The organism is Flavobacterium sp. GNP011 (assembly GCF_056428925.1).
Genome location: NZ_JBWJVJ010000001.1, coordinates 264,064 through 288,756 on the forward strand (window position 1 = coordinate 264,064; position 24,693 = coordinate 288,756).

Annotated in this window: 24 protein-coding genes; 14 read left to right on the forward strand and 10 right to left on the reverse strand. The window is 32.3% G+C overall.

Annotated features, from left to right (window positions below; translation table 11 throughout):
- Positions 1–42: 42 nt before the first annotated feature.
- The 3 genes from AC061E_RS01155 (at position 43) to AC061E_RS01165 (ending at position 3,860) form a co-directional block, all read left to right on the forward strand.
- Positions 43–2,145, forward strand: coding sequence for a transporter-like protein (locus AC061E_RS01155; RefSeq protein ID WP_478284623.1), 2,103 nt, complete (start codon positions 43–45; stop codon positions 2,143–2,145).
- A gap of 36 nt (positions 2,146–2,181) precedes the next feature.
- Positions 2,182–3,252 carry a DNA polymerase IV gene (gene dinB, locus AC061E_RS01160; RefSeq protein WP_478284624.1) on the forward strand — a complete coding sequence of 357 codons (1,071 nt, stop codon included), beginning with the start codon at positions 2,182–2,184 and terminating at the stop codon, positions 3,250–3,252.
- Between the two features lie 92 nt (positions 3,253–3,344).
- Entirely contained in the window at positions 3,345–3,860 is a 516-nt protein-coding gene (locus tag AC061E_RS01165; RefSeq protein ID WP_478284625.1) for a PAS domain-containing protein, read from the forward strand.
- Between the two features lie 52 nt (positions 3,861–3,912).
- Here AC061E_RS01165 and AC061E_RS01170 read toward each other — a convergent pair whose 3' ends face one another.
- The 6 genes from AC061E_RS01170 to AC061E_RS01195 all read right to left on the reverse strand — a co-directional run bounded on the left by AC061E_RS01170 (position 3,913) and on the right by AC061E_RS01195 (position 9,266).
- Positions 3,913–4,683: a Bax inhibitor-1/YccA family protein gene (locus tag AC061E_RS01170; RefSeq protein ID WP_478284626.1), complete on the reverse strand. Its 771-nt coding sequence runs from the start codon at positions 4,681–4,683 to the stop codon at positions 3,913–3,915.
- 128 nt (positions 4,684–4,811) lie between these two features.
- On the reverse strand, positions 4,812–6,242 hold the full coding sequence (gene pyk / locus AC061E_RS01175) for a pyruvate kinase (RefSeq protein ID WP_478284627.1): 1,431 nt from the start codon (positions 6,240–6,242) through the stop codon (positions 4,812–4,814).
- A 5-nt stretch (positions 6,243–6,247) separates the two neighbouring features.
- Positions 6,248–6,739 carry an IPExxxVDY family protein gene (locus AC061E_RS01180; protein WP_144890372.1) on the reverse strand — a complete coding sequence of 164 codons (492 nt, stop codon included), beginning with the start codon at positions 6,737–6,739 and terminating at the stop codon, positions 6,248–6,250.
- 114 nt (positions 6,740–6,853) lie between these two features.
- Positions 6,854–7,594 carry a ribonuclease III family protein gene (locus AC061E_RS01185; protein WP_478284628.1) on the reverse strand — a complete coding sequence of 247 codons (741 nt, stop codon included), beginning with the start codon at positions 7,592–7,594 and terminating at the stop codon, positions 6,854–6,856.
- Between the two features lie 4 nt (positions 7,595–7,598).
- Positions 7,599–8,852 carry a beta-ketoacyl-ACP synthase II gene (gene fabF / locus AC061E_RS01190; protein ID WP_478284629.1) on the reverse strand — a complete coding sequence of 418 codons (1,254 nt, stop codon included), beginning with the start codon at positions 8,850–8,852 and terminating at the stop codon, positions 7,599–7,601.
- A gap of 177 nt (positions 8,853–9,029) precedes the next feature.
- On the reverse strand, positions 9,030–9,266 hold the full coding sequence (locus AC061E_RS01195) for an acyl carrier protein (RefSeq protein ID WP_007137004.1): 237 nt from the start codon (positions 9,264–9,266) through the stop codon (positions 9,030–9,032).
- A 176-nt stretch (positions 9,267–9,442) separates the two neighbouring features.
- Here AC061E_RS01195 and purN point away from each other — a divergent pair, with 176 nt between their 5' ends.
- From purN to AC061E_RS01215, 4 genes are all read left to right on the forward strand, one after another.
- Positions 9,443–10,012, forward strand: a complete 570-nt coding sequence (gene purN, locus AC061E_RS01200) for a phosphoribosylglycinamide formyltransferase (protein WP_478284630.1) — start codon at positions 9,443–9,445, stop codon at positions 10,010–10,012.
- A 5-nt stretch (positions 10,013–10,017) separates the two neighbouring features.
- The gene (gene rnhA / locus AC061E_RS01205) at positions 10,018–10,497 is read left to right on the forward strand and encodes a ribonuclease HI (protein WP_478284631.1); all 480 of its coding nucleotides are present in this window, start codon (positions 10,018–10,020) and stop codon (positions 10,495–10,497) included.
- Positions 10,498–10,592: 95 nt separating this feature from the next.
- Positions 10,593–11,516: a PfkB family carbohydrate kinase gene (locus AC061E_RS01210; RefSeq protein WP_478284632.1), complete on the forward strand. Its 924-nt coding sequence runs from the start codon at positions 10,593–10,595 to the stop codon at positions 11,514–11,516.
- 137 nt (positions 11,517–11,653) lie between these two features.
- Entirely contained in the window at positions 11,654–13,552 is a 1,899-nt protein-coding gene (locus AC061E_RS01215) for an amidophosphoribosyltransferase (RefSeq protein ID WP_478284633.1), read from the forward strand.
- A 358-nt stretch (positions 13,553–13,910) separates the two neighbouring features.
- On the opposite strand, the gene AC061E_RS01220 is transcribed toward AC061E_RS01215, so the two are convergent.
- Positions 13,911–14,519 (reverse strand): superoxide dismutase, encoded by a 609-nt coding sequence (locus AC061E_RS01220; protein WP_478284634.1) that lies wholly within the window; start codon positions 14,517–14,519, stop codon positions 13,911–13,913.
- A 318-nt stretch (positions 14,520–14,837) separates the two neighbouring features.
- On the reverse strand, positions 14,838–15,521 hold the full coding sequence (locus AC061E_RS01225; RefSeq protein WP_478284635.1) for a ComF family protein: 684 nt from the start codon (positions 15,519–15,521) through the stop codon (positions 14,838–14,840).
- A 97-nt stretch (positions 15,522–15,618) separates the two neighbouring features.
- On the opposite strand from AC061E_RS01225, the gene AC061E_RS01230 reads away from it, so the two are divergent.
- Positions 15,619–17,160: a glycine--tRNA ligase gene (locus tag AC061E_RS01230; protein ID WP_478284636.1), complete on the forward strand. Its 1,542-nt coding sequence runs from the start codon at positions 15,619–15,621 to the stop codon at positions 17,158–17,160.
- A gap of 52 nt (positions 17,161–17,212) precedes the next feature.
- Here the strand turns inward: AC061E_RS01230 and AC061E_RS01235 are convergent, their stop codons facing one another.
- Positions 17,213–17,740: a DUF3575 domain-containing protein gene (locus tag AC061E_RS01235; RefSeq protein ID WP_478284637.1), complete on the reverse strand. Its 528-nt coding sequence runs from the start codon at positions 17,738–17,740 to the stop codon at positions 17,213–17,215.
- Between the two features lie 309 nt (positions 17,741–18,049).
- Here AC061E_RS01235 and AC061E_RS01240 point away from each other — a divergent pair, with 309 nt between their 5' ends.
- The 5 genes from AC061E_RS01240 (at position 18,050) to AC061E_RS01260 (ending at position 22,355) form a co-directional block, all read left to right on the forward strand.
- Positions 18,050–18,862: a LytR/AlgR family response regulator transcription factor gene (locus AC061E_RS01240; protein WP_478284638.1), complete on the forward strand. Its 813-nt coding sequence runs from the start codon at positions 18,050–18,052 to the stop codon at positions 18,860–18,862.
- Positions 18,863–19,035: 173 nt separating this feature from the next.
- Positions 19,036–19,281 (forward strand): hypothetical protein, encoded by a 246-nt coding sequence (locus AC061E_RS01245; protein WP_478284639.1) that lies wholly within the window; start codon positions 19,036–19,038, stop codon positions 19,279–19,281.
- A gap of 47 nt (positions 19,282–19,328) precedes the next feature.
- Complete coding sequence (locus AC061E_RS01250) at positions 19,329–19,514, forward strand: hypothetical protein (protein WP_478284640.1); 186 nt, start codon at positions 19,329–19,331, stop codon at positions 19,512–19,514.
- 103 nt (positions 19,515–19,617) lie between these two features.
- On the forward strand, positions 19,618–21,639 hold the full coding sequence (locus AC061E_RS01255; protein ID WP_478284641.1) for a tetratricopeptide repeat-containing sensor histidine kinase: 2,022 nt from the start codon (positions 19,618–19,620) through the stop codon (positions 21,637–21,639).
- A gap of 20 nt (positions 21,640–21,659) precedes the next feature.
- Positions 21,660–22,355, forward strand: coding sequence for a response regulator (locus tag AC061E_RS01260; RefSeq protein ID WP_478284642.1), 696 nt, complete (start codon positions 21,660–21,662; stop codon positions 22,353–22,355).
- Between the two features lie 149 nt (positions 22,356–22,504).
- On the opposite strand, the gene thiL is transcribed toward AC061E_RS01260, so the two are convergent.
- Positions 22,505–23,557 carry a thiamine-phosphate kinase gene (thiL, locus tag AC061E_RS01265; protein ID WP_478284643.1) on the reverse strand — a complete coding sequence of 351 codons (1,053 nt, stop codon included), beginning with the start codon at positions 23,555–23,557 and terminating at the stop codon, positions 22,505–22,507.
- Positions 23,558–23,816: 259 nt separating this feature from the next.
- Here thiL and AC061E_RS01270 point away from each other — a divergent pair, with 259 nt between their 5' ends.
- Positions 23,817–24,692: an ABC transporter ATP-binding protein gene (locus AC061E_RS01270; protein WP_478284644.1), complete on the forward strand. Its 876-nt coding sequence runs from the start codon at positions 23,817–23,819 to the stop codon at positions 24,690–24,692.
- The last annotated feature ends 1 nt before the right edge of the window (position 24,693 follow it).

A 24,693-nucleotide genomic window follows, 5' to 3' on the forward strand; every position in this document is an offset into this window, starting at 1 on the left:
TATTCTATTTTTTGAATTGTAAATTTACATAAATTGTTATTGATGAAATTTTTTTCTATATCTACAGGTATACCTACTTACGAAACTATTTTCAAAAATTTTTTTGAAAGTAGCTTTAGCGGTTTTATTCCTAATGTGTCTTATGAACTCTTGATACAGTTGGTAAGTTCTGTAAGGCCTTCGAGAAAAAACGTAAACAAAACAGTTGATTTACAGGATTTTATTTTTTTTTTAGAACAAAATCCATCTCTTTGTGAGCAATTCTCCTTGTATTTGAAATTAGTTTTAAAGGATTTAAAGTTTAATTCGGTACTTTCAGATGCAGCTATATTGCAGGATGTAGATTTTATTTTTGAATTAAAGAAACGAATTGTAGCTAAGTTTCTTCCTTTTCAACCAGAAAAAGACAGCTTGGAGTTTGTTTTAAATCAAATATTTTATTTACCAACAGATGGAGATTGGGTTAGTAATATTCCGATTATACAGTTACAGTCTTTATTCAATTTATTAGAATTAGAAACTATTTACGATTTAGGACCCACTAATTTTGCCTTATCTGAGGTTATGATGTCGATGCATGTTATAACGCAACGTGTTAGTGGTAGAGCCATGGAAAGAGAAGTGATTAAAATGGTCCCTGAATATGAGCAATTACAAAGCCCTTTTTCTGCTTTCGAAAAAGAATTATTTTTGATTGAGGATCGAATAAAAGAATTAAAAGAACATTTTATAACTCCTGATGATTTGTCTTATCAACAACTTTTAGTCTTGCATAAACAATGTTTAGATTTTGTAAATAAGGCGTTTCATAATAGTAGTAAGTTTGGGATATCGCTTCGGGTGAATCAAAATCTATTAAAAATAAAACAACAGTTAGAACGATTGGAATTTTTAATTTCCTTAATTGTTGTTTCGGATGTAAATGGAACTACAACAAACACAATACGACTTGGTATACAATTAATTCAGTTTAACTGTTATAAGAGTAATATTCGAAAATTTATTGCCGAGAGTACACAGCTTTTATCTTACGAAATCACTCAACATACTGCTAAAACAGGTGAACACTACATAACCGAAACCCGAAAAGAATATTTTAAGATGTTACGGACTGCCATAGGAGGTGGTTTTATAGTAGGAATATTGTGCTTAATTAAAATTGCTCTTTCAAAAGTAGAAACCAGTCTATTTGGTCATGCTTTTTTATATAGTATGAATTATGCATTTGGATTTATTTTAATTTATGTTTTGGGATTTACATTAGCCACAAAGCAACCGGCAATGACAGCATCAGCATTGATAAAGGCTTTAGAGGATGGTGTTTCAAAAAAAGGGAAAGAAATTGAAAAATATACGGCTTTTGCCATTTTATTTGCTAGAGTTTTTCGTTCTCAATTTATAGCCTTTATTGGAAACGTACTTATTGCATTTCCGGTTTCGTTATTTGGTATATGGATCATAGATTATTATTTTAAATATAATATTGCTGGATCAAAATGGGAAAGTTTAGTTCAAGATTTAAGTCCAATACATTCCCTAGCTATGTTGCATGCCGCTATAGCTGGTGTTTTCTTATTTTTATCGGGTATTATTTCTGGTAGTGTTGCAAATAGAGACAAACACAATCAGGTTTATTATAGAATTGCTGAGAATCCTTTTTTGAAACGCAGCCTTGGTATAAAAAGAACTTTAGCGCTTTCGAAATTATATGAAAAACGCTGGGCTGGTATTATTTCAAATTTTTGGTTTGGTATTTTTATGGGTAGTACAGCTTCATTTGGTTTGTTTTTAGGTTTACCACTAGACATTAGACACATTACCTTTGCTAGTGGTAATCTTGCTTTAGCATTATATGGATCTAATTATCAAGTAAGTCAAACTATGTTATTTTGGGGTATTTTTGGTGTTGGAATCATTGGTTTAATCAATTTTACCATTAGTTTTAGTCTTTCCTTAGGTCTCGCTTTTCGTTCAAGAGGAATGTCTTGGTTAGAGTTGAGGCCTATAGCAATCTCTATTTGGAGGCATTTTAAATCGAAACCCTTAAGTTTCTTTTTTCCAACTGAGAGTAAAAATAAAACTGCCGTTATTGAAAACTATTTACAGATAGATTATTCTAAAGATGATAGTCATAAAAAAGTTTAAGTAATTGAATAATCTACGACTTGGATGCAAGACAAAATGTCAAATAGAAAAATTATCCATGTAGATATGGATGCCTTTTATGCATCAGTGGAGCAAATGGATAATCCTACTTTAAGAGGTAAACCTATTGCTGTTGGTGGTTCTGAGGTACGTGGAGTTGTATCTGCAGCAAGCTATGAGGCTAGGAAATTTGGAGTTAAAAGTGCTATGAGTGGGATTGTAGCTAAGAAAAACTGTCCGGATCTTATATTTGTCAAACCACGTTTTGACCGGTACAAGGAAATTTCAAAACAAATTCAAAAAATTTTTTACGATTATACTGATCTTGTTGAACCATTGTCTCTGGATGAAGCCTACCTTGATGTAACCCATAACAAAAAGGGAAATCCGAGTGCAACTTTATTAGCTCAAGAAATTAGGATACGGATTTTTAATGAAGTAGGACTTACGGCATCTGCAGGGATATCTGTTAATAAATTTGTTGCCAAAGTTGCTAGTGATTTTAACAAACCAAATGGTCAGAAAACAGTTAATCCTGAAGAAGTGATTTCTTTTCTTGAATCTTTACCAATAAGAAAATTTTATGGAGTTGGTAAAGTTACTACTGAGAAAATGTATCAACTAGGCATCTTTACTGGATTAGAGCTAAGAGATAAATCACTAGCCTTTTTAGAAAAGCATTTTGGTAAAATGGGGAACTATTATTATGATGTGGTTAGAGGTGTACATAATAGCACTGTAAAAAGTTCCCGAATAGCAAAATCAGTGGCGGCGGAACATACCTTTGATGTAAATCTAACCTCAGAAATTTTTATGATTGAAAAGTTAGAGTTAATAGCGGCCTCATTAGAAAAAAGATTAAAAAGACATCAGGTTTCAGGTAAAACGGTTACTTTAAAAATTAAGTACAGTGATTTTACACAACAAACAAGAAGCAAGACGTTACCTTATTTTATTGCGGATAAATCTCTTATTTTAGAAATTGTTAAAGAATTATTGTATCAAGAACGGCTTAAAAATTCAGTACGACTTTTAGGGATTTCAATGAATAACTTAAATACAGATGAAAAAAAGTTTGTGGTTGTTCAATTAAAATTTGAATTCTAACCTCTCATTTGTAGTTGAACAATGGTTAAAGTTGGTAAAATAATATTTTTTCATTATAAATAAATTTACTTTTGACAAATAATGTAAACAACATGAGTAACTTATCACAATACGACGACGCATTTGCGAGATTTTATAACTGCATGCGCATCAAAACTTTGCCGTTATACTCTTTTGATTTCCATCATGAATACACTAGAGGACTGCAGAACACCTTTATAGATACTGCTAGAATAAAAGATTTGGCAGCAAGAAATAAATGGAAAAATACCGATTGGGATTTGCAATCCATTTTAAGAGATGATGTTGTTATTGTAACCGACGCTAATCTTAAGATTGTTTTTGCCTCACACAATCTTGTAAAAATGAATGGTTATGTAGAGGAAGAAGTCCTTGGTCAAAGCCCTAAAATGTTTCAAGGGAAAGTTACTAATAAAATTACATCAAGTGAGATTAAAAAAGCTATAGATGCTCAAGAACCTTTTGAGAATGTAGTAATGAATTATAAAAAAAATGGAGATGTCTACGCCTGTTTAATAAAAGGATATCCTTTATTTAATAACAGAGGAGAGTTAAGCCATTACATAGCCTTTGAAAGAGCAGCATAAAAAAAACCTTTCCAAAATAAGTCTTGGAAAGGTTTTTTTGATTTAAACAGCATTAGTTTTTACTGTTGAGTTTACTAAGCAATCTAAGAAATTCAATATAAAGCCATACCAGAGTAATCATTAATCCCATTGCGCCGAACCATTCCATGTACTTTGGCATTTTTTCCTGAACTCCTTTTTCTATTTGATCAAAATCTAAAAATAAATTTAAAGAGGCAATTACAATCACAAACACGCTAATTCCTATGCTTATCCAAGAATTACCATAGTGTACAGGAACAAAGCTAGTAAACATTGACAGTAACCAAGAAATTAAATAATAAGTCCCTATGGCTAGTGTTGCCGCAATTACAATCGATTTGAATTGTTCATTAACTTGTACAATTTTGTACTTATACAGAACCAGGCAAATCATAAATGTTACAAAAGTAGCACCAACAGCTTGAAGCACAATGCCAGGATACAAAGCTTCAAAAATAGCGGATACTGCACCAATAAATAAACCTTCAAAAATAGCATAACCGGGAGCAAGATAAGGCGAGTATTGAGGTTTGAAAGCGGCTATAAGCACAAGTACTAAACCTACTACGGCACCGCCAATTGCAGGAACAAGTGGATTCATTCCGTTAAAAGTAAGCCACCATATTACCGTAGCCGATCCGATTAGAATCATAAACAATAGTAAGCTCTTGTTTATTGTGCCAGAAATGGTCATTTCATCATTGTAATCAATGATTGTTGCTTGATTTATCTCTTCACTTTTTGAAACAGCTGTTGAAAACCTTTTACTATTTAAAAACGGATTATTTGAATTCAAACTCATAATTTTTATGTTTTTTATACTTTCAAATATAATTGTATTTCATGTAAATTCATACCTACGATTTTACTTTTTTAACAAAAAAAACCATCCACATAATATGGGATGGTTTAGCTAAGCTGTAATTACTGTTACTCTATTTCAGATACTCTCATGGTATTTACCATTCCTTTATCTTTAATAGGCATTGCAGCTAGATTGATAAGGAAATCTCCTTTTTGAACAAAGCCTTTTTGTTTTACAATTTCGTTTACATCAGTAACGGTATCATCAGTACTTACATCTTTTGTATACATGAAAGATTTTACTCCCCACAATAAATTAAGTTGAGTAAGGATTCTTTCATTTGAAGTAAAAACTAAAATGTGTGCATTGGGTCTCCAAGCCGAAATTTGAAAGGCTGTGTATCCACTGTTAGTAAGGGTACAAATAGCTTTTGCTTTAATCACATTAGCCATAGTAGCAGCGTGATGACAAATAGTTTTTGTAATAAAACGTTTGGTTTTAATTTGAGGGGTATTTTGTGGAACTTGAATTAGCGGAGAATCTTCAACTGCTTCAATAATTTGAGTCATTTTTTGAATAACTTGAACAGGGTAGTTACCGGTTGCAGTTTCACCAGAAAGCATTACTGCATCTGCGCCATCCATTACAGAGTTTGCAACATCATTTACCTCTGCACGCGTAGGAGTCAAGCTTGTAATCATAGTCTCCATCATTTGGGTTGCTACAATTACTGGGATTCGAGCTGTTTTTGCTCTACGTATTAATTCTTTTTGCACTAAAGGTACTTCGTGAGCTGGTAATTCTACTCCTAAATCTCCACGAGCTACCATAAGTGCATCACAATAGGCTACAATTTTATCAATGTTCTCTAATGCTTCAGGCATTTCGATCTTTGCAACAATAGGAATTTTATACTCAGAATGTTCTGCTATTAATTCTTGTAGATCTTGTAAATCTCGTGGCGTTTTTACAAATGATAATGCAATCCAATCTACGTTTTGTCCAATGGCAAAAATAGCATCTTCAATATCTTTCTCAGTCATAGCTGGAAGAGAGATTTTTGTATTAGGCAAGTTTACACCTTTTTTAGATTTAAGTTCCCCACCTTGTATGACTCTTGCAACTACTTCAGATTTTTTATCGGTTTCAACAATTTCAAAAATAAGTTTCCCATCATCAAGTAATATTCTTTCTCCAGGATTTACATCATTTGGAAAGTTTTTATACTTCATAAATACTTTTTTTGCAGTACCAAGAATATCTTCGGCTGTGGTAAATGTTATTAAATCTCCATCATGAACAACAACGCCTTCCTCCATAACACCTACGCGTAATTTAGGACCTTGTAAATCACCAAGAATTGCTGTTGTATAACCAAACTCTTTGTTTAACCCGCGAATAATATTTATTTTTTCTTTTACATCTTCGTAGTCTGCATGCGAAAAATTTACACGAAACACATTGACTCCTGCATCAATCATGTCCTTGATGGTTTCTCTTGTACTACATGCTGGCCCTAGTGTAGCTACAATTTTAGTTTTTTTGTTTGTAAGCATTTGTATTAAAAAATTAAATTGTTTTTAGATTTTATTTTAGTTGTCTCTACGCTGTAAACCGCAGAAACTTTATTTATGGTATTTAATAGTGTTTTTATTTCGTTTAAATTCAAGGTGTCATCTGTATTTTCAATTTTAAAAAAGTAGTCTACTTTTTTAAACTCAGGTAATAAAAATACTTTTGTAGCTACATCCATCTTGATATCAGAAAATAAATTTTGAGAAAATTCTTTTTGTTTCTCTTGTAGCACTTCATTTTTATTTTGGATTAAATCCCAAGAAATTTCATTTTCAGGACCTTCATAGAAAAATCTTGAAAAATTTGTTTCTCCCTCCTTAATCTTAATTTGAATTTCATTGCTACATTTACTCAAATTGATAGGTAATTTTTGATTGATAAAATAAGCCAATCGATAATCTTCTAATGAGGTATGTATAGCAATAAGATGATAGTCTATTGCATCAAATTCACCTAAATTAAGTTTAAGATTTGCCATTTCATCAAAAAATAAGATGTAAATATAGCATTTCTATTGAAGTGTATAGTCTTCTAAATAAGATGTTTTTGTTAATTTATGAACGAAAACGATATAGTTTTATAGAAAATTGTATTATTTTCTGTCCATTTTTTCTTGAAATGCAAAATATGCGCGTTGGGATGCTTTTTCTTCTGCTTTCTTTTTAGAGGTAGCCCTTGCTTTTGCAATGACTTTGTCGTCAATACTAAGTTTAACGCCAAAAAAACGTTGTCCATCAAAAGAGTTGTCATCAAAAATATCGTAATGAAATATTTTTTTCTCTTTTTGACACCATTCAATTACTAAGCTTTTATAGCTAATTACCTTGCCTTCTAGACGTGCAATATCTACATAAGGAGTAATTACTCTGTTTCTAATGAATTTTTCACAAAATTCGTAGCCTCTATCTAGGTAAATGGCACCTACTAGAGATTCAAAAATATTGCCATGAATATTTTCTCCAAAATGTTGAACAGGAACTTTACTTTCTATAAATTGAATTAAATTTAAGTCTTTCCCTAGTTCATTTAAATGTTCTCTACTTACAATTTTAGAGCGCATTTTGGTAAGATATCCTTCATCACCTGCTGGTGCTTCATTGAATAAATGAGCAGCAATAACTGCGCTTAACATAGCGTCTCCTAAAAATTCTAATCGTTCATAATTGATGGGATTGCCAGATAAATCAAGTCTATTAGATGATCTATGGGTGAAAGCTTTGGTATAAAATTCAAGGTTTAAGGGAGGGAAGTCAAGAATTTTCTGGATAGAATCAAAAAAAATCCCGTCTGTAGCCGAACGGGATTTTTTAAATATTTTTCTAATTATGTTCATACAATTAGATGTCTAATTTTTTTACCAAAACGCATGCATTATGACCTCCAAAGCCAAATGTATTGCTCATCACTACATTCATATCTCTTTTTTGAGCTTTGTTAAATGTAAAGTTCAATTTTGAGTCAATGTTCTCATCATCTGTAAAATGATTAATAGTAGGAGGTACTAAGCCGTATTTTAGAGAAAGTATAGCAGATATAGTTTCTACAGCACCTGCAGCACCTAGTAAGTGACCTGTCATTGATTTTGTAGAATTTAAATTCATGCTATAGGCATGTTCGCCAAATACGTGAAGAATAGCTTTTGACTCTGCCATATCACCAAGTGGAGTTGATGTTCCGTGCATGTTTACCCCATCTACATCAGTAGGTTTTAATCCAGCATCTCTAAGGCAGTTTAGCATTACATTTTTAGCACCAAGTCCTTCTGGATGTGGAGCTGTAATGTGGTAAGCATCTGCAGACATACCGCCGCCACCTATTTCGCAATAAATAGTTGCGCCACGAGCAACAGCATGTTCGTATTCTTCAAGAACCAAGGCACCTGCTCCTTCTCCTAGAACAAAACCATCTCTGTCTTTGTCCATTGGTCTTGAGGCCGATTTTGGATCGTCATTTCTTGTTGATAGTGCATGCATAGCATTAAAACCTCCCATACCAGCAATTGTTACCGCAGCTTCAGAGCCACCTGTAACCATAGCATCGGCATGGCCAAGTCTAATATAATTGAAAGCATCTATAATGGCATTTGTAGAAGAAGCACATGCAGAAACAGTTGTAAAGTTAGGTCCTCTAAAACCATATTTAATGGAGATATGTCCACCTGCAATATCAGCGATCATTTTTGGAATAAAGAAAGGATTAAATTTTGGAGTCCCGTCTCCTGAAGCATAATTAAGAACTTCAATTTGAAAAGTCTCTAATCCGCCAATTCCTGATCCCCAAATAACACCCACGCGGTCTTTGTCAATTTTCTCCATATCAAAACCGGCATCTTTTACTGCTTCTTCAGATGCAACCATGGCATATTGAGCGTATCGGTCCATTTTACGGGCTTCTTTACGGTCAATGAAATTTTCAACATTAAAGTTTTTAACCTCGCATGCAAAGTGAGTTCTAAATTTAGAGGCATCAAAGTAAGTGATAGGTGCAGCTCCGCTAACGCCTTTAATCAAACCGTCCCAATACTCTTGTACAGTATTTCCAATAGGGGTAAGAGCGCCTAATCCTGTTACTACAACTCTTCTTAATTCCATAAATTCTTTGTTATGTTATCTTTAAACAAATAAAACCCACGCTGATACTGTATAAAATACTACAAAATAGCTATGGGTAATACAATAATATCTTTTGGATTGAAGTTCAATCTTAATTTTAATATTTAAAAAAATAATAACACCCGTTCACATGAATGCAAGCGGGTGTTTGATTTATTATTTTTTAGCTTCCTCGATGTAAGAGATTGCTTGACCTACAGTAGCGATGTTTTCTGCTTGATCGTCTGGAATTTGGATATCAAATTCTTTTTCGAATTCCATAATAAGCTCAACAGTGTCTAATGAGTCAGCTCCTAAATCATTAGTGAAGCTTGCTTCTGTTACAACTTCGTTTTCGTCAACGCCTAATTTGTCTACGATAATCGCTTTTACTCTTGATGCAATGTCTGACATAATCTTTAATTTTAGAATTTAATTTGTTGGCAAAAATAAAAAACTTTATTTTAAAACAACTATTTAGTTAATAAATGTGACATCTAATTTATGAAATATATTTTGACAAAGGTGTCACAATGTTATTTATTTTCAATTATTATGCTTTTTTTTGTGGCTTCAAATAGAATGTAATTATGAAAAAAATCGTGATTTTTGCCTCCGGATCGGGTACAAATGCTGAAAATATTATTCAATATTTCGAAAAAACAACCTCTGCAGCTGTTGTTGCAGTTTTTACAAATAATCCTAAAGCGGGTGTGATTACGAGAGTTCAAAAATACAATTTACCAATAGAGATTTTTACCAAAACACAATTATTTGAAAATGAAGTACTACAAAAAGTTCAAGCTCTCCAACCAGATTTGATTGTTTTAGCTGGTTTTTTACTCCAATTTCCTTCAAATATTATTAATGCCTTCCCTAATAAAATCATAAACATTCACCCCGCATTATTACCTAAATATGGTGGAAAAGGAATGTATGGAATGTATGTACATCAAGCAGTTCTTGATAATAAGGAATTAGAAACGGGAATCACAGTACATTATGTGAATGAAAATTACGATGAAGGTGCTATAATTTCACAGCAAAGTGTTGCATTATCAGCAGAAGATACTGTTGCAACAATAGCCGAAAAGATTCATGAACTAGAGCAAGAATTTTTCCCAATTATTATTGAGCGCATTTTAAACCAAAGTATATAATTGTAATGGGACACGATGTACATATATATACAGATGGTGCGGCCAAGGGTAATCCAGGAAATGGCGGATACGGTGTAGTCATGGAATGGGTAGGAAAACCGTATAAAAAAGAGTTTTATGAAGGATTTCGTAGGACGACCAATAATAGAATGGAATTACTAGGCGTAATTGTTGGGCTTGAGAAGTTAAAAAATCCCAATACGAGAGTATTAGTAGTTTCGGATTCTAAATATGTAGTAGATTCTGTAGAAAAAAAATGGGTTTTAGGCTGGGAAAAAAAAGGTTTTGTTGATAGAAAAAATACTGATTTGTGGAAACGGTTTTTACTAGTATACCGAAAACACAAAGTCGATTTTAAATGGATTAAAGGACATAACAATCATGCTCAAAACGAAAGGTGTGATGAATTGGCCGTTATGGCATCCATGCAAAAACAGCTTTCTGTAGATGCTTTTTATGAAAAAGAAGAAGCTAAATTGTTGTAAATGGTTGGTTTAAATTGGCAAAACTTTACATGTCTAGTGCTTTGCAACTTTACAACTTATAAACTATCTTTGCCGCTTAATTCGAAACGTATATAATGAATAAATTATTGATTGTTGGAACAGTAGCTTTTGACGCTATTGAAACTCCATTTGGGAAAACTGATAAAATTTTAGGTGGTGCAGGAACATATATTGGTATATCTGCTTCTTTTTTTAATGTGCAATCAGCCATTGTTTCTGTAGTTGGAGATGATTTTCCTCAAGAATATTTAGATTTATTAACTTCAAGAAATATTGATATCTCTGGACTAGAAGTAGTACAAGGTGGTAAAACGTTCTTTTGGAGTGGTCGTTACCACAATGACTTAAACTCAAGGGATACACTGGATACACAACTAAATGTTTTGGCTGATTTTCAACCAAAAGTACCACAAGACTATAAAAATGCTGAGATTGTAATGCTAGGAAACTTACATCCATTGGTACAAAGCAGTGTTTTAGATCAAATGGAAACACAACCAAAACTTGTAGTGCTAGACACGATGAATTTTTGGATGGATTGTGCTCTATCTGAATTGCTAGACGTAATCAAACGCGTTGATGTAATCACTATCAATGATGAAGAGGCTAGACAACTTTCTGGAGAATATTCTCTTGTTAAGGCTGCTGCCAAAATTCACACCATGGGTCCTAAATATGTGGTAATTAAAAAAGGAGAGCATGGCGCACTTATTTTTCATGATAAGGAAGTTTTCTTTGCTCCAGCATTACCATTAGAAGAAGTGTTTGACCCAACAGGAGCAGGAGATACATTTGCAGGAGGATTTGCGGGTTACTTGACTCAAAGCGAAAATATCTCTTTTGAGAATATGAAAAACGCTATCATTCAAGGTTCAAACTTAGCTTCTTTTTGTGTAGAAAAATTTGGTACCGAGAGAATGCTTACTTTAGAGAAAACCGAAGTAGTGTCTCGATTAAAACAATTCAAATCGCTAACACAATTTGACATAGAATTATAATATCTTAAAACCTCGGAAACGGGGTTTTTTTGTTTAAAAATAGTAGTAGGAAATTTTAGTTTTTACTTTTGTAAAATTATAGAACTTACGCTTTGCTAATCTCAGAATATCACAACAACACAACAAATTACACTACAATGAGCGATGCTTTACAACATGAATGTGGAATAGCTTTAATTAGATTACTTAAACCGCTTGAATATTATAAAGAGAAATATGGAACCGCATTTTACGGAATCCAGAAGATGTATCTTTTGATGGAAAAGCAACACAACCGAGGTCAAGATGGTGCGGGTTTTGCAAGTATTAAACTAGATGTAGAACCAGGTGAACGGTATATCAGCCGTGTACGATCAAATCATGCACAGCCTATTCAAGATGTCTTTGCACAAATAAACGACAGAATAAACGAAGAAATGGCAGCGCACCCTGAGTATGCTGATAATGTGGCTTTACAAAAACAAAAATTGCCATATCTAGGTGAATTGTTTTTAGGACATGTGCGTTATGGAACTTTTGGTAAAAACAGTATTGAAAGTGTACATCCATTTTTACGTCAAAATAACTGGATGCATCGCAACTTGATTTTAGCAGGAAACTTTAATATGACTAATGTTAAAGAGCTTTTTCAGAATTTAATAGATCTAGGACAGCATCCAAAAGAAATGGCAGATACCGTGACTGTAATGGAGAAAATAGGTCATTTTCTAGATAATGCAGTTACAGATTTGTACCAAGATTGCAAAAACGAAGGATTGAGTAAAAGAGAAGCATCACCTGTAATTGCAGAACGATTAGATGTAGCTAAGATTTTAGCACGTGCAGCTAAAAATTTAGATGGAGGATATGCAATGGCTGGACTTTTAGGTCACGGTGATTCTTTTGTATTTAGAGATCCAGCTGGAATTAGACCTGCTTATTTTTATCAAGATGATGAAATTGTGGTAGTAGCATCAGAACGACCAGTGATTCAGACCGTGTTTAATGTTCCTTTTGAATCGGTGCAAGAAATCGAGCCAGGAAATGCATTGATCATCAAAAAAAATGGTACTATTTCGATGAAAGAAATTTTACCGCCAACAGTTAAAAAAGCGTGTTCTTTTGAGCGTATTTATTTTTCAAGAGGTAGTGATGCCGAAATTTATCAAGAAAGAAAAATCCTTGGTCGATTAATCTTGCCAGCAGTCTTAAAATCTATAGATGAGGATACGGATAATACTGTTTTCTCATACATACCAAATACGGCGGAAACTTCATTTTACGGATTAGTCGAGGCGGCACAGGATTTCTTAAATCAAAGAAAAAACAATTTCATTTTAGAAAACAGAAATACTTTAACTAAGGAAACGCTACAAGAGTTGCTTTCAGTTAAAATACGTACTGAGAAAGTAGCTATAAAGGATGCTAAACTAAGAACTTTTATTACTGAGGATAGTAGTCGAGATGATCTTGTAGCACACGTTTATGATGTAACGTATGGTGTAATCAAGCCTACAGATAATTTAGTAATTATAGATGATAGTATTGTAAGAGGGACTACCCTTAAAATGAGTATTATAAAAATGATGGATCGTTTGAATCCAAAACGGATTGTAATAGTTTCATCGGCACCACAAATACGTTATCCTGATTGTTATGGGATTGATATGGCTAAGTTAGAAGGTTTAGTAGCTTTTAGAGCAGCGCTTGAATTACTCAAGGAAAGGAATTTATATCATATTGTAGATGAAGTGTATGCCAAATGTAAAGCACAAGAAAATTATCAAGATAACGATGTTGTAAATTATGTAACGGCTGTATATGCTCCTTTTGAAGCTCAAGAGATTTCAGATAAAATTGCTGAAATGTTAAGTTCACCGGAAATTAAAGCCGAAGTGAAAATTATTTTTCAAACAGTTGAAGATTTGCATACTGCTTGTCCAAAAAACCTAGGAGATTGGTACTTTACAGGTGATTATCCTACGCCAGGTGGTAATCGTGTGGTCAATAGAGCTTTTATGAATTTTTATGAAGGCAAAGATGCTCGCGCCTATTAAAATAATCCCAAAAGGGGTTTTAATCGGTTTTATAGGTTTTTTATCTAATTAATTTGCAAACTTAAAGTTATTTGTATATTTTTATATCACCATAATATTAGTAGGTTAAATTTATGGTAGATTTGGGGCAAAAAGGGTGGAAGCAATTCCACCTTTTTTATTGGAATAAAGTCAGGGAAGAGGAAAAAGAAGAGATTATAGAAAAAAGACGAGCAAATTAGGTTATTTGGTTCGTCTTTTTTTGTTAGAATAAAATTTTTTAAATAGATAATTAATTTTAAGTATAAAAAAATAGACAAACAACTTTTCAGCCATTTGTCTATTCTCTATTTTCTGTATTTTTTTATCTAAAGAAAAACTATTTCTCTAAAGCATATCTTCTGGAAACTTCAGTCCAGTTGATTACGTTGAAAAATGCTTCAATATAATCAGGTCTTCTGTTTTGGTAGTTTAAGTAGTAAGCATGTTCCCAAACGTCCATTGCCAAAATAGGAGTTCCGCCACAACCTACTCCTGGCATTAATGGATTGTCTTGATTAGGTGTACCGCAAACTTCAAGTTTCCCTCCTTTTTGTACACAAAGCCAAGCCCATCCTGAACCAAATTGTGTAGCACCCGCTTTACTAAAACTAGCTTTGAACTCTTCAAAAGTTCCAAAAGCAGCTTCAATTGCTACTAATAAATCACCTGTTGGTAAACCGCCACCATTAGGCGTCATTACGGTCCAAAATAAGTTGTGGTTGTAAAATCCACCGCCGTTGTTGCGTACAGCAGCGTTTTTTAAATCCAGATTAATTAAAATATTTTCAATGGTTTTACCTTCCATATCAGTACCTGCAATAGCTGCATTTAGATTGGTGGTGTAAGCATTGTGATGCTTAGAATGGTGTATTTCCATTGTTCTTGCATCAATATGTGGTTCTAATGCATCGTATGCATAAGGTAATTGTGGTAATTCAAAAGCCATGATATAATTGTTTTATAAGTGAATTAATATATTATTCAAATTTAAACATTAAAGTTTGGAAACGGAAATTCTATTTCGTTATAATTTCATTAAATTAATTTATTAAGTACTATATTACTATGTAAGTAGTAATAAATGAATGTTTTACAGGTGTTCGTAAAGGCGCTGAAGGTAATTGTTGATTAAAATGTTTAAAATGTGTTATTTAGAGGGATACTATTTTTATTCCATTAATGACTAAACATATACCTAATAGGATAAGTATGTAATTTTCAAACGTGGATTTTAAACCTTAGATAAATTAGCGTTAAGACTGATTTAGGATTGTGCCATAGCCATACAAACAATACTTATCTTTGCTCCAGGGATTTTAAGTAATGCCCTGGAGCAGGCTTCAAGCGTTGCTCCTGTAGTAATTACATCATCTACAATAAGAAAATGTTTGTTGTGATCTTTTTCATCAAATACAACATCAAACACGCTTTCTATTCCCTCAGTCCGACCTAATAAGTTTTTTTTTGATTGTGTTTTTGAGTAAATATTTCTGTGTAAAATAGTATCGTTGTAACTAATTTTTAAGTTTGATGAAAGTGCTTTCCCAAAAGTAGTAACTTGATTATAACCTCTTTCTCGAAGCTTCTTTGGGTGTAAAGGAACCGGAATTATGGCATCTACATCTTGTAGAGCTTCAACTTTTTTTAATTCATGAGTATACCAATCCCCAATAAGTGTTCCCACCTTTTCATGACCCTTGTATTTTAAGTTGTGAATGATTTGCTGTACAATGCCTTTTTTTCTAAAATAAAATAAAGCTGATGCATGAATTACCGGAATACGTCCATAGAATTTTTTGAACGCTTCATTGTTTTCCATCAAATGATGATTTGTCAAGGGAATGTTGTGTCTGCAAAGGGTACAAATCACTAATTCATTGGCAACCAAAAAAGAATTGCACCCTGAACAAACTTTTGGAAAAAAGAGATTTATAAAGCTTTCAAACATAGAATCAGGTATTTATTGATAAAAATAAACAAATCAATGCTCCATTGGTACATAATTTTCTTTTTTTTATGTTCACTTTTTATATTTTTGCAATACTATGGCAAAACAAGAAGATTTATTTAAGAATGTAGTTTCGCATGCAAAAGAGTACGGATTTATTTTTCCGTCAAGCGAAATTTACGATGGTTTAAGTGCAGTCTATGATTATGCACAAAACGGAGTGGAATTAAAAAAGAACATTCGCGAGTATTGGTGGAAAGCAATGGTGCAAATGAACGAAAATATTGTAGGCCTTGATGCTGCAATATTGATGCATCCTACTACCTGGAAAGCCTCAGGTCACGTTGATGCTTTTAATGACCCGTTGATAGACAACAAAGATTCAAAAAGAAGATACAGAGCCGATGTTTTAATAGAGGATTATGCCGAAAAATTAAATGTAAAGGCAAAAAAAGAAATCGAAAAAGCAAAAGTTCGTTTTGGAGATGCTTTCAATGAGCAAGAATTCATTACAACTAATGCGAGAGTGGTTGAATATTTAGCCAAAGAGAGAGAAATTCTTGAAAGAATGGGTCGCTCATTAGGTAACGGAGATCTTGAGGATGTAAAAGCTTTGATAGAAGAGTTAGAAATTGCTTGTCCAGAATCTGGTTCGCGTAATTGGACCGAAGTGCGTCAATTCAACTTGATGTTTGGTACTAAATTAGGAGCCTCAGCAGATACGGCAATGGATTTATACTTGCGTCCAGAAACTGCTCAAGGTATTTTTGTAAACTTTTTAAATGTGCAAAAATCAGGACGAATGAAAGTTCCTTTTGGAATTGCACAAACCGGAAAAGCGTTTAGAAACGAAATCGTAGCGAGACAATTCATCTTTCGTATGCGTGAGTTTGAACAAATGGAGATGCAATTTTTTGTGCGTCCAGGCGAAGAAATGAAGCATTATGAGTTTTGGAAAGAAGCCCGACTAAAATGGCATTTATCTCTAGGTTTAGGGAAAGAAAGATACCGCTTTCACGATCACGAAAAACTAGCACATTACGCTAATGCTGCTGCTGATATAGAATTTGATTTCCCTTTTGGATTCAAAGAATTAGAAGGAATTCACTCTAGAACAGATTTCGATTTGAAAGCACACGAGCAATTTTCAGGTAGAAAATTACAGTATTTTGATGCTGAATTAAACCAGAATTACGTGCCGTATGTGGTAGAAACCTCAGTTGGTTTAGACAGAATGTTTTTGGCAGTTTTTGCAACTTCGTTAAAAGAAGAAACGCTTGAAGATGGATCTACTAGAACAGTGCTGAAATTACCTTCAGTACTTGCTCCAACTAAAGCGGCTATTTTACCATTAGTTAAAAAAGATGGATTACCAGAAATCGCCAGACAAATTATTGACGATTTGAAATGGGATTTCAGTGTATCGTATGATGAAAAAGATGCGGTAGGAAGACGTTATAGAAGGCAAGATGCCTTAGGAACGCCTTTCTGTATCACTGTAGATCATCAAACTATTGAAGATCAAACGGTAACCATACGTCATAGAGATACTATGAAACAAGATCGTGTGGCTATTGCGGATTTAAAAGTCATTATTGAAAATGAAGTTTCAATGAAAAACTGGTTGATGAAAATGTAATACACGATAATTATAGTATAAAAAAAGCTTCTCGATTGAGAAGCTTTTTTGCTTAGAAACGGTAACCGAGTGTTATACCACCACGCGGAACAACTTCCGGGCTATTGGTACTTAGTAAATTTCGACCTATTCCCGCATTGATTTCAAAGACAAATCCACGTTTGTGCACCCACTTTGACCCAAGTCCAAAACCTAGGGCAAAATCAGTATAGCGATCTTCATCAATATTAGTTAAATTTCCATTATTGTCGTAATAATACATTTTATTACTAATACCAGTACTTATCATACTAAAGCCTTCTACAAAAAATCCAGCAGCTGGTTTTTTTCCAAAATAAGCACGGTAGTAAGGAGTTAAGTTAAAATTGCTATCAAATTCATCTTCGGCAACAAAGAAAACGGTTGCGCCTAAACCGCTATCCTCTGTAATTAATCTCTCGTAAGTAATCTCTACGGCACCTAAAACTAGGAATAAGGCATTTCCTTTAATTTCATTTTTCTTGAAGGTTGACACTTCTTTTTCTTGGCTAAACCCTATGAAGCAGCAAAATACACATAATAAAGCACTTATTTTTCTCATGACTTTTTTTGATAAAAGTAAGATAAATTTTAGTTAAAAATTATTTTTACAATAATATTTTAGAAAAGTTATATTTATTTTTCCAATAAAATTGGGTATAAATCTTAGAATGATAACAAGCAGTATCGTGCTGTAGAATAATTTAAAAAAAATTGAGCGTTATATTGTAAAGTTTTTCAATGATGAAAATGTTTTTTTAACTTGGTATTGGATATTGTATACTTTTGTTTTTTATTTAGTTTGAAATACTATTTTTAAAAATGCTGAGAATGTTGAATTGTAGAGGATGATAAAAACGATTTGCCCAGAATGCAATATAAATACATAATTATAGATGACGACCAAGAAAGTCTCTTGGAAACAAAAGCTGTAGCTGATGTTTTTCCAGTACTGAATTATGTAGGTTCTGCATTTAATGCCACAGAAGGACTAGATCTTGTATTAGAAAATAAACCAGACATTGTTTTTATTGAGATAGATCCAATAGACCGCACCTTAAATTTGGGTTTGCATTTTATAGATTGCCTTTATAAATATTTGAGTATCATGCCCATTTTTGTAGTTACTACTCGTGATAAAAAACTGGCGTATGACTCTTTTCAATACGGCGTTAGGGAATATTTGATCAAGCCTATTGAGCCTTCTAACATTGTAAAATTTTTGTTGAGGTTAAATAAAAAAGTAGAAAATGAAGGAATTACAAATGAGATTGCAACATTTCACCATCAACAGTTTCCTGTATTAAGTGTATTCAGTTCAGTTCCTGAAGTTGAATCCTTGCGTTTGTGTATTAAATCCTATGGTGATTATCGGTATATTGATGCAAAAGACATCTGTTTCCTAAAAGCAGATAACAATTCTACAGACATTTATTTGAACAATGGGGAATTAATAACGGCTTTTAAAACCCTAAAATATTTTGAAACAGTTTTGTCTCAACCCTTCACGAGGATTCATAAAAGTTACATCGTAAACAGAAATTACATTTCTAGAATTCACAGCGGCAATGCTCTTTGCTATATAAAAAACTCCAACGCACGTATACCTTATTCTAAAATGTACAAAGCGAATGTTGATCAAATTATCACTGATTTTGCAAATGGGAATTATTTAGAAATATAAATCCCCACATTTTACCCAAGTTTCATACCCGTACACCCGTACACGGACCTGTTCTACCATTAACCCATTTTTATTGATTGTTATTTGCTTTTTGTATAGTAGTTTTACCTCAAGGAAAGCTGTTAATCAGCACTATAAAGAGTTAAAATAATATAAATATAAAACCTCAAATCATGAAAAAATCAATTGCAACATTAGGATTATTCGCGTTATTAATGGTACTGACTTCAGTAGAATCAAATGCACATATTACTCCATTTAGTAATAACAATGATAAAATCGAGATTTTGAATTTAAATACGATGAAGTTGGAACTTGGTGGTAATGGTTCTGTTAATAATGATAAAAAAAATGACGCACGACCTAGACAAGAACCTACTTTATTAGACAAAATTTCTGACTGGTGGGATAGTTTATAATTGTAAATCAAACACGATTCACAAAAAATCATTTTTAATATTTATTTATGAAAAATACAATTATTACAACTTTTTTAGTGTTTATGATATTGGTGCTAACTTCCTTTACATTTAAAGCTAAATCTATTTCTATAATTAAAAAAGAGTCTAAAAAAACAGAATATCAAATTGATAATTTTAAAAGAGATCTTAGTGGCAATGCATCAATAGGAGGAAATAAAAAAAATGATTAATTCCTTTTACTGTTAAAATTAAGTAGGGCTGTCAAATTCATGGCAGCTTTTTTTTTAAACAACCGTTTAATTCCCTATTTTTGGTAGTTAAATTCCAATTCTATTGAAAAAATATTTTTTTGTTGTTATGTTTTTTTTTCTGTGTAATAGTTGTACACAAAAAAATACACAGACCATGGATAAGATATATTCAAAGGATAGTTTAGAGATGTTTTTTTCTTTAGCAAATAATTTTGACTTATCACTTCATCAAAGACTAAATTACATAAAAAAAGCTTCTGCAATAGTTGATCGTCAAAGTAATGATTCTATTTATCTTAATAATTTATTTAAAATAGCCAATCGATATTATAATTTAGATCAATTTATAGACTATAAAAATACAGTTCATCAAATTATAAAAAAAGCGGAAGAAAAAAAAGATGCATACGGTATAGCAAAAGGCAATGCTTATTTGGGGGATTATTATTTACTGAAAGTAAAAGCTGATAGCACTTTTTATTATTATAACATTGCTGAGAATAAATATTTAGAGTTAAACGATACTTATAATGTTGCGTTAACAATTCTTAACAAAGCTACATTACAATATAAAGAGAGTGATTTTCTAGGTTCAGAGCTAGCAATTTCGAAAGCTTTAAAGTTGATTAAAAATAAAAATTACAATGATATTCGTTATGATTGTTTTAATATTTTAGGCCAAATTTATAACGAGCTTGAGGATTATGACCGAGCTGTTGCTTATCACAATATGGCTTTATCAAGTATAGATGATTATCTTTTAAAATCATTTTCACAACCCAAGGCAACTTCATATAACAATATAGGTTTTGTATATTTAAACCAAAAAAAATATAAATATGCCAAAAAGTATTTTGAAGAGGGACTAACACAGGAAAACGTTTTTAAAGATAAGCCTTCTCTTTATGCAATGTTATTGAATAATTTAGCATATACGAAGTTTAAACTTGAAGAAAACAAAGGTCTTGAACAATTGTTTTTTAAATCTTTACAAATCCGAGACAGTTTACAAATAACAACTGGGATTATTGCTAGTAAAATAAATATTTCGGAATATCTTCTCTGGAAAAGAGATACTTTAAAGGCAAAACAATTTGCTAATGACGCTTTAATTTTATCAAAAAAGACTAATAATTATCGTGAAATTTTAAATTCTTTCAAACAACTCTCAATCATAGACCCTAGAAATGCGGCAAAATATACTAAAGAATATATCATTGTTAGTGAAAAACTTCAAAAATCAGATCGAGCAATAGGGAATAAATTTTCAAGAATTGAATACGAAACAGAGGAAGTTATTGAAAAGAATGACTATTTAACCACTAAAAACAGGAATTTATTGTACGTTTTGATTTCATTTGGAGTTGTTGTATTACTGTTGTATCTTATTTTAAACCAGAGAAATAGAAATAAAGTTTTACTCTACAAACAAAGACAACAAAAAGCTAATGAAGACATTTACAATTTAATGATTTCGCAACAGAGTATCATAGATTTAGGTAGAGTTAAGGAAAAGAAAAGATTAGCACAGGAATTGCATGATGGTGTTTTGGGTAGAATATTTGGTCTTAGGATAAACTTAGACACTTTGAACCAATTTGAAGACGCAAATGCAGTTGAAAAGAGAAACGAATATTTATTAGAACTTCGTAAAATTGAACAAGATTTACGAGAAATATCTCACGACTTGAGTCGAGAAAATAAAGAATTGATTAATAATTTTGTTGTCATATTGCATAATCTTCTCGAAGAGCAAAGAAAAACATTTAGTATCCCTGTACAGACCAGTATTGATAATAGTATTAATTGGGATGAAATAAGTAATTCTATCAAAATCAATATTTATAGAATTGTGCAAGAAAGTTTACAAAACATAAATAAATATGCACATGCTAATTCCATCCATGTAAAGTTTTTAAAAAATGGAGATCAATTAACTTTAGAAATTATTGATGACGGAATTGGTTTTAACACTATCAAAGCAAAAAAAGGAATAGGTTTGCAAAACATCAGGTCAAGAGCCTTAGATTGTAATGGGACTTTCACTATAAATTCTATTATTAGTAAAGGAACCCACATTACAATAACAATACATTTAGTATAAAACCTTAATACTAGAAAAGAATGACAATTGAAGCCCCAGCTCAAGTAAAATTTAAGAATAATATATTAATCGTAGACGATCACCCTTTTATAATTGAGGGGTATAAGAATGCTATTAATCGTTATAAAACCGATCAGTACATATTTAAAATTGATCAAGCCAAAAACTGCGAAATAGCTTATCATATTATTACTAATCCCGAAACGGCTCCTTTTGATATTGCTTTTCTGGATATTAGTATGCCTCCTTTTGAAAGTAAAAATATTTTCTCAGGTGAGGATTTAGCTAAGTTACTCCAAACATACATGCCGAATTGTAAAATTATTTTACTGACCATGTACACTGAATTATTGAAAATCAAAACGATTGTTAAAACCATCAATCCAGCTGGTTTGATTGTAAAAAATGATCTTAATTTTGAAGTTTTGATTTTTGCAATTGACACGATTATCAACAGTAAAAAATACTACAGTGATTCTATTGTAAGCATGTTGGAATTAGTAGATGCAGATGCAGTTGAGATAGACGTTTTTGACAAACAAATATTATTTCACTTATCTAAAGGAACAAAAAAAAGTGAATTACCACAATATATTCTTTTATCAGCAGGTGCAATTGAGAGAAGAAAGAAAGATTTAATGTTACTCTTAAAAATTGAAAGCGGATTAGATAAAGATCTGGTTCAAGAGGCTAAAGCTAAAGGTTTGTTATATTAATTATTTTGTACCAATTTTATTTTGAATCAACATCAAAGTGCATTAGTATACAACTATATAGAGATTCTTTTTATCAGATAAAAAATGCCCCAAAAAGTCTTGAACTTCTTGGGGCATTTTTAAATAGGTATTGTTTTTAACTTCAGTAGTTATTCACTTAAAGCATCCCATCCACGAGCTTTGAGTGGAATCTTGGTATTTGCACGCGTAATTAAATGAATTCCTTCACTTTCTTGGGTCATGTGACCAATAATTGTAAAGTTTGGATTGGCTTTTATTTTCTCAAAATCTTGTATTGAGATGGTAAATAGCAACTCGTAATCTTCGCCACCATTGATGGCAACAGTGGTACTATCAATATTGAACTCTTCGCAAACATTGATAAACTGCGGGTCAATAGGTAATTTGTCCTCATATAAATTACAACCTACTTTTGATTGTTTGCAAATGTGCATTATCTCTGATGATAATCCATCTGATATGTCAATCATTGCGGTAGGTTTTACTTCTAAGGCATGCAATAATGTACGAACATCTTTTCGAGCTTCGGGTTTTAGTTGACGCTCTATTAAATAGGTATATGCATCTAAATCTGGTTGTGAATTAGGGTTTACTTGAAAAACTTGTTTCTCACGTTCTAAAACTTGTAATCCCATGTAGGCGGCACCAATATCTCCAGTAACAACTAGTAAATCAGTTTCCTTAGCACCATTTCTATAAACGATTTCTTCTTCATTGGCTTCGCCAATAGCTGTAATACTTATGATCAATCCTTTTTGGGATGAGGTAGTATCTCCACCAATTACATCTACTTTATATTCTGCAGCAGCATGTGTAATTCCCGCAAATAACTCATCCAAGGCTTCGAGCGGGAAACGATTTGACACAGCTACAGAAACGGTTATTTGAGTTGCCTTAGCATTCATTGCACAAATATCCGAAATGTTAACAACTACAGCTTTATATCCTAGATGTTTCAAAGGCATGTATGCCAAATCAAAATGCACTCCTTCAATCAACAAGTCGGTAGATACTACTACTACTACTTTTTTGTCCTTGAAGTCTAAAACAGCTGCGTCATCCCCAATTCCTTTTAGAGTAGAAGCTTGTGTAATTTCGAAGTTTTTTGTTAAATGATCTATTAGTCCAAATTCTCCTAGTTGAGCAATGCTGGTGCGTTGTGGGTTTTTATCTTCTATCATGTAGCAAAGGTACAAAGGATTTTTGTTTGTCGCAAAGACTCAACGTTTCAAAGCATTTTTGAATTATCATAGATCAAAGGTTTTACAGTTTTTAAATTAGGTTAAAAGCTAAAAGGAACCCATTTTTTTTCCTTTGTTATTGTCATGATTTTCAGCGATTTGCAATGCGAAAAAGGATAAATTAGTAATAAAAATAAGAAACAATTGGTAACATTTTAGTAATTACGATACTAATCTGACTTAACTAAACCAATAAATCATGAAGTTAAAGATTAGTAACTTGAGCAAGACGTATAGCAATGGTGTAAAAGCATTGGATAATTTGAATTTAGAAATAGGAACAGGAATGTTCGGACTTTTGGGTCCTAATGGTGCGGGTAAATCTAGTTTAATGCGTACCATAGCTACTTTACAAAAACCGGATTCAGGTTCCATAGAATTTGATGGAATTAATGTTCTTGAAAATCAAATGGAATTGCGTAAAATTTTGGGATACTTACCTCAAGAATTTGGTGTTTATCCTAATATGTCTGCAGAAGATTTACTAGATTATTTTGCCCGATTAAAAGGAATTTCATCTCAAAAAGAGCGAACAGTAATTGTCAAACAAGTATTAGAAGTTACTAATCTGTATGACGTTAGAATGAAAAATGTAAATGGCTATTCAGGTGGTATGAAACAGCGTTTTGGTATTGCGCAATTGTTGTTAAATAATCCAAAGTTAATCATTGTTGATGAACCTACTGCTGGTTTAGATCCTGCGGAAAGACACCGTTTTTTAAACGTATTAAGAGAAATAGGTACAAATCATACCGTTATTTTTTCAACGCATATTGTTGATGATGTAAAAGAATTATGTAATGAAATGGCCATTCTAAATGGTGGAAAAATATTAAATCAAAGTACTCCTAAAACTGCAACAGCTGAGCTTTCAGGTCAAATTTGGACCAAAATTATTGAAAGAGAAGCATTGGAACAAAACGAAAAAGACTTTAATGTAATTTCTTCTAATTACAACCAAGACAACACGCTTAATATTAGAGTGTATAGTCAGGAAAAGCCAAATGAAAGTTTTGTTCAGGCAGAACCTCAGTTAGAAGATGTATATTTTGTTGCACTAAAAAAAGACTTATAAA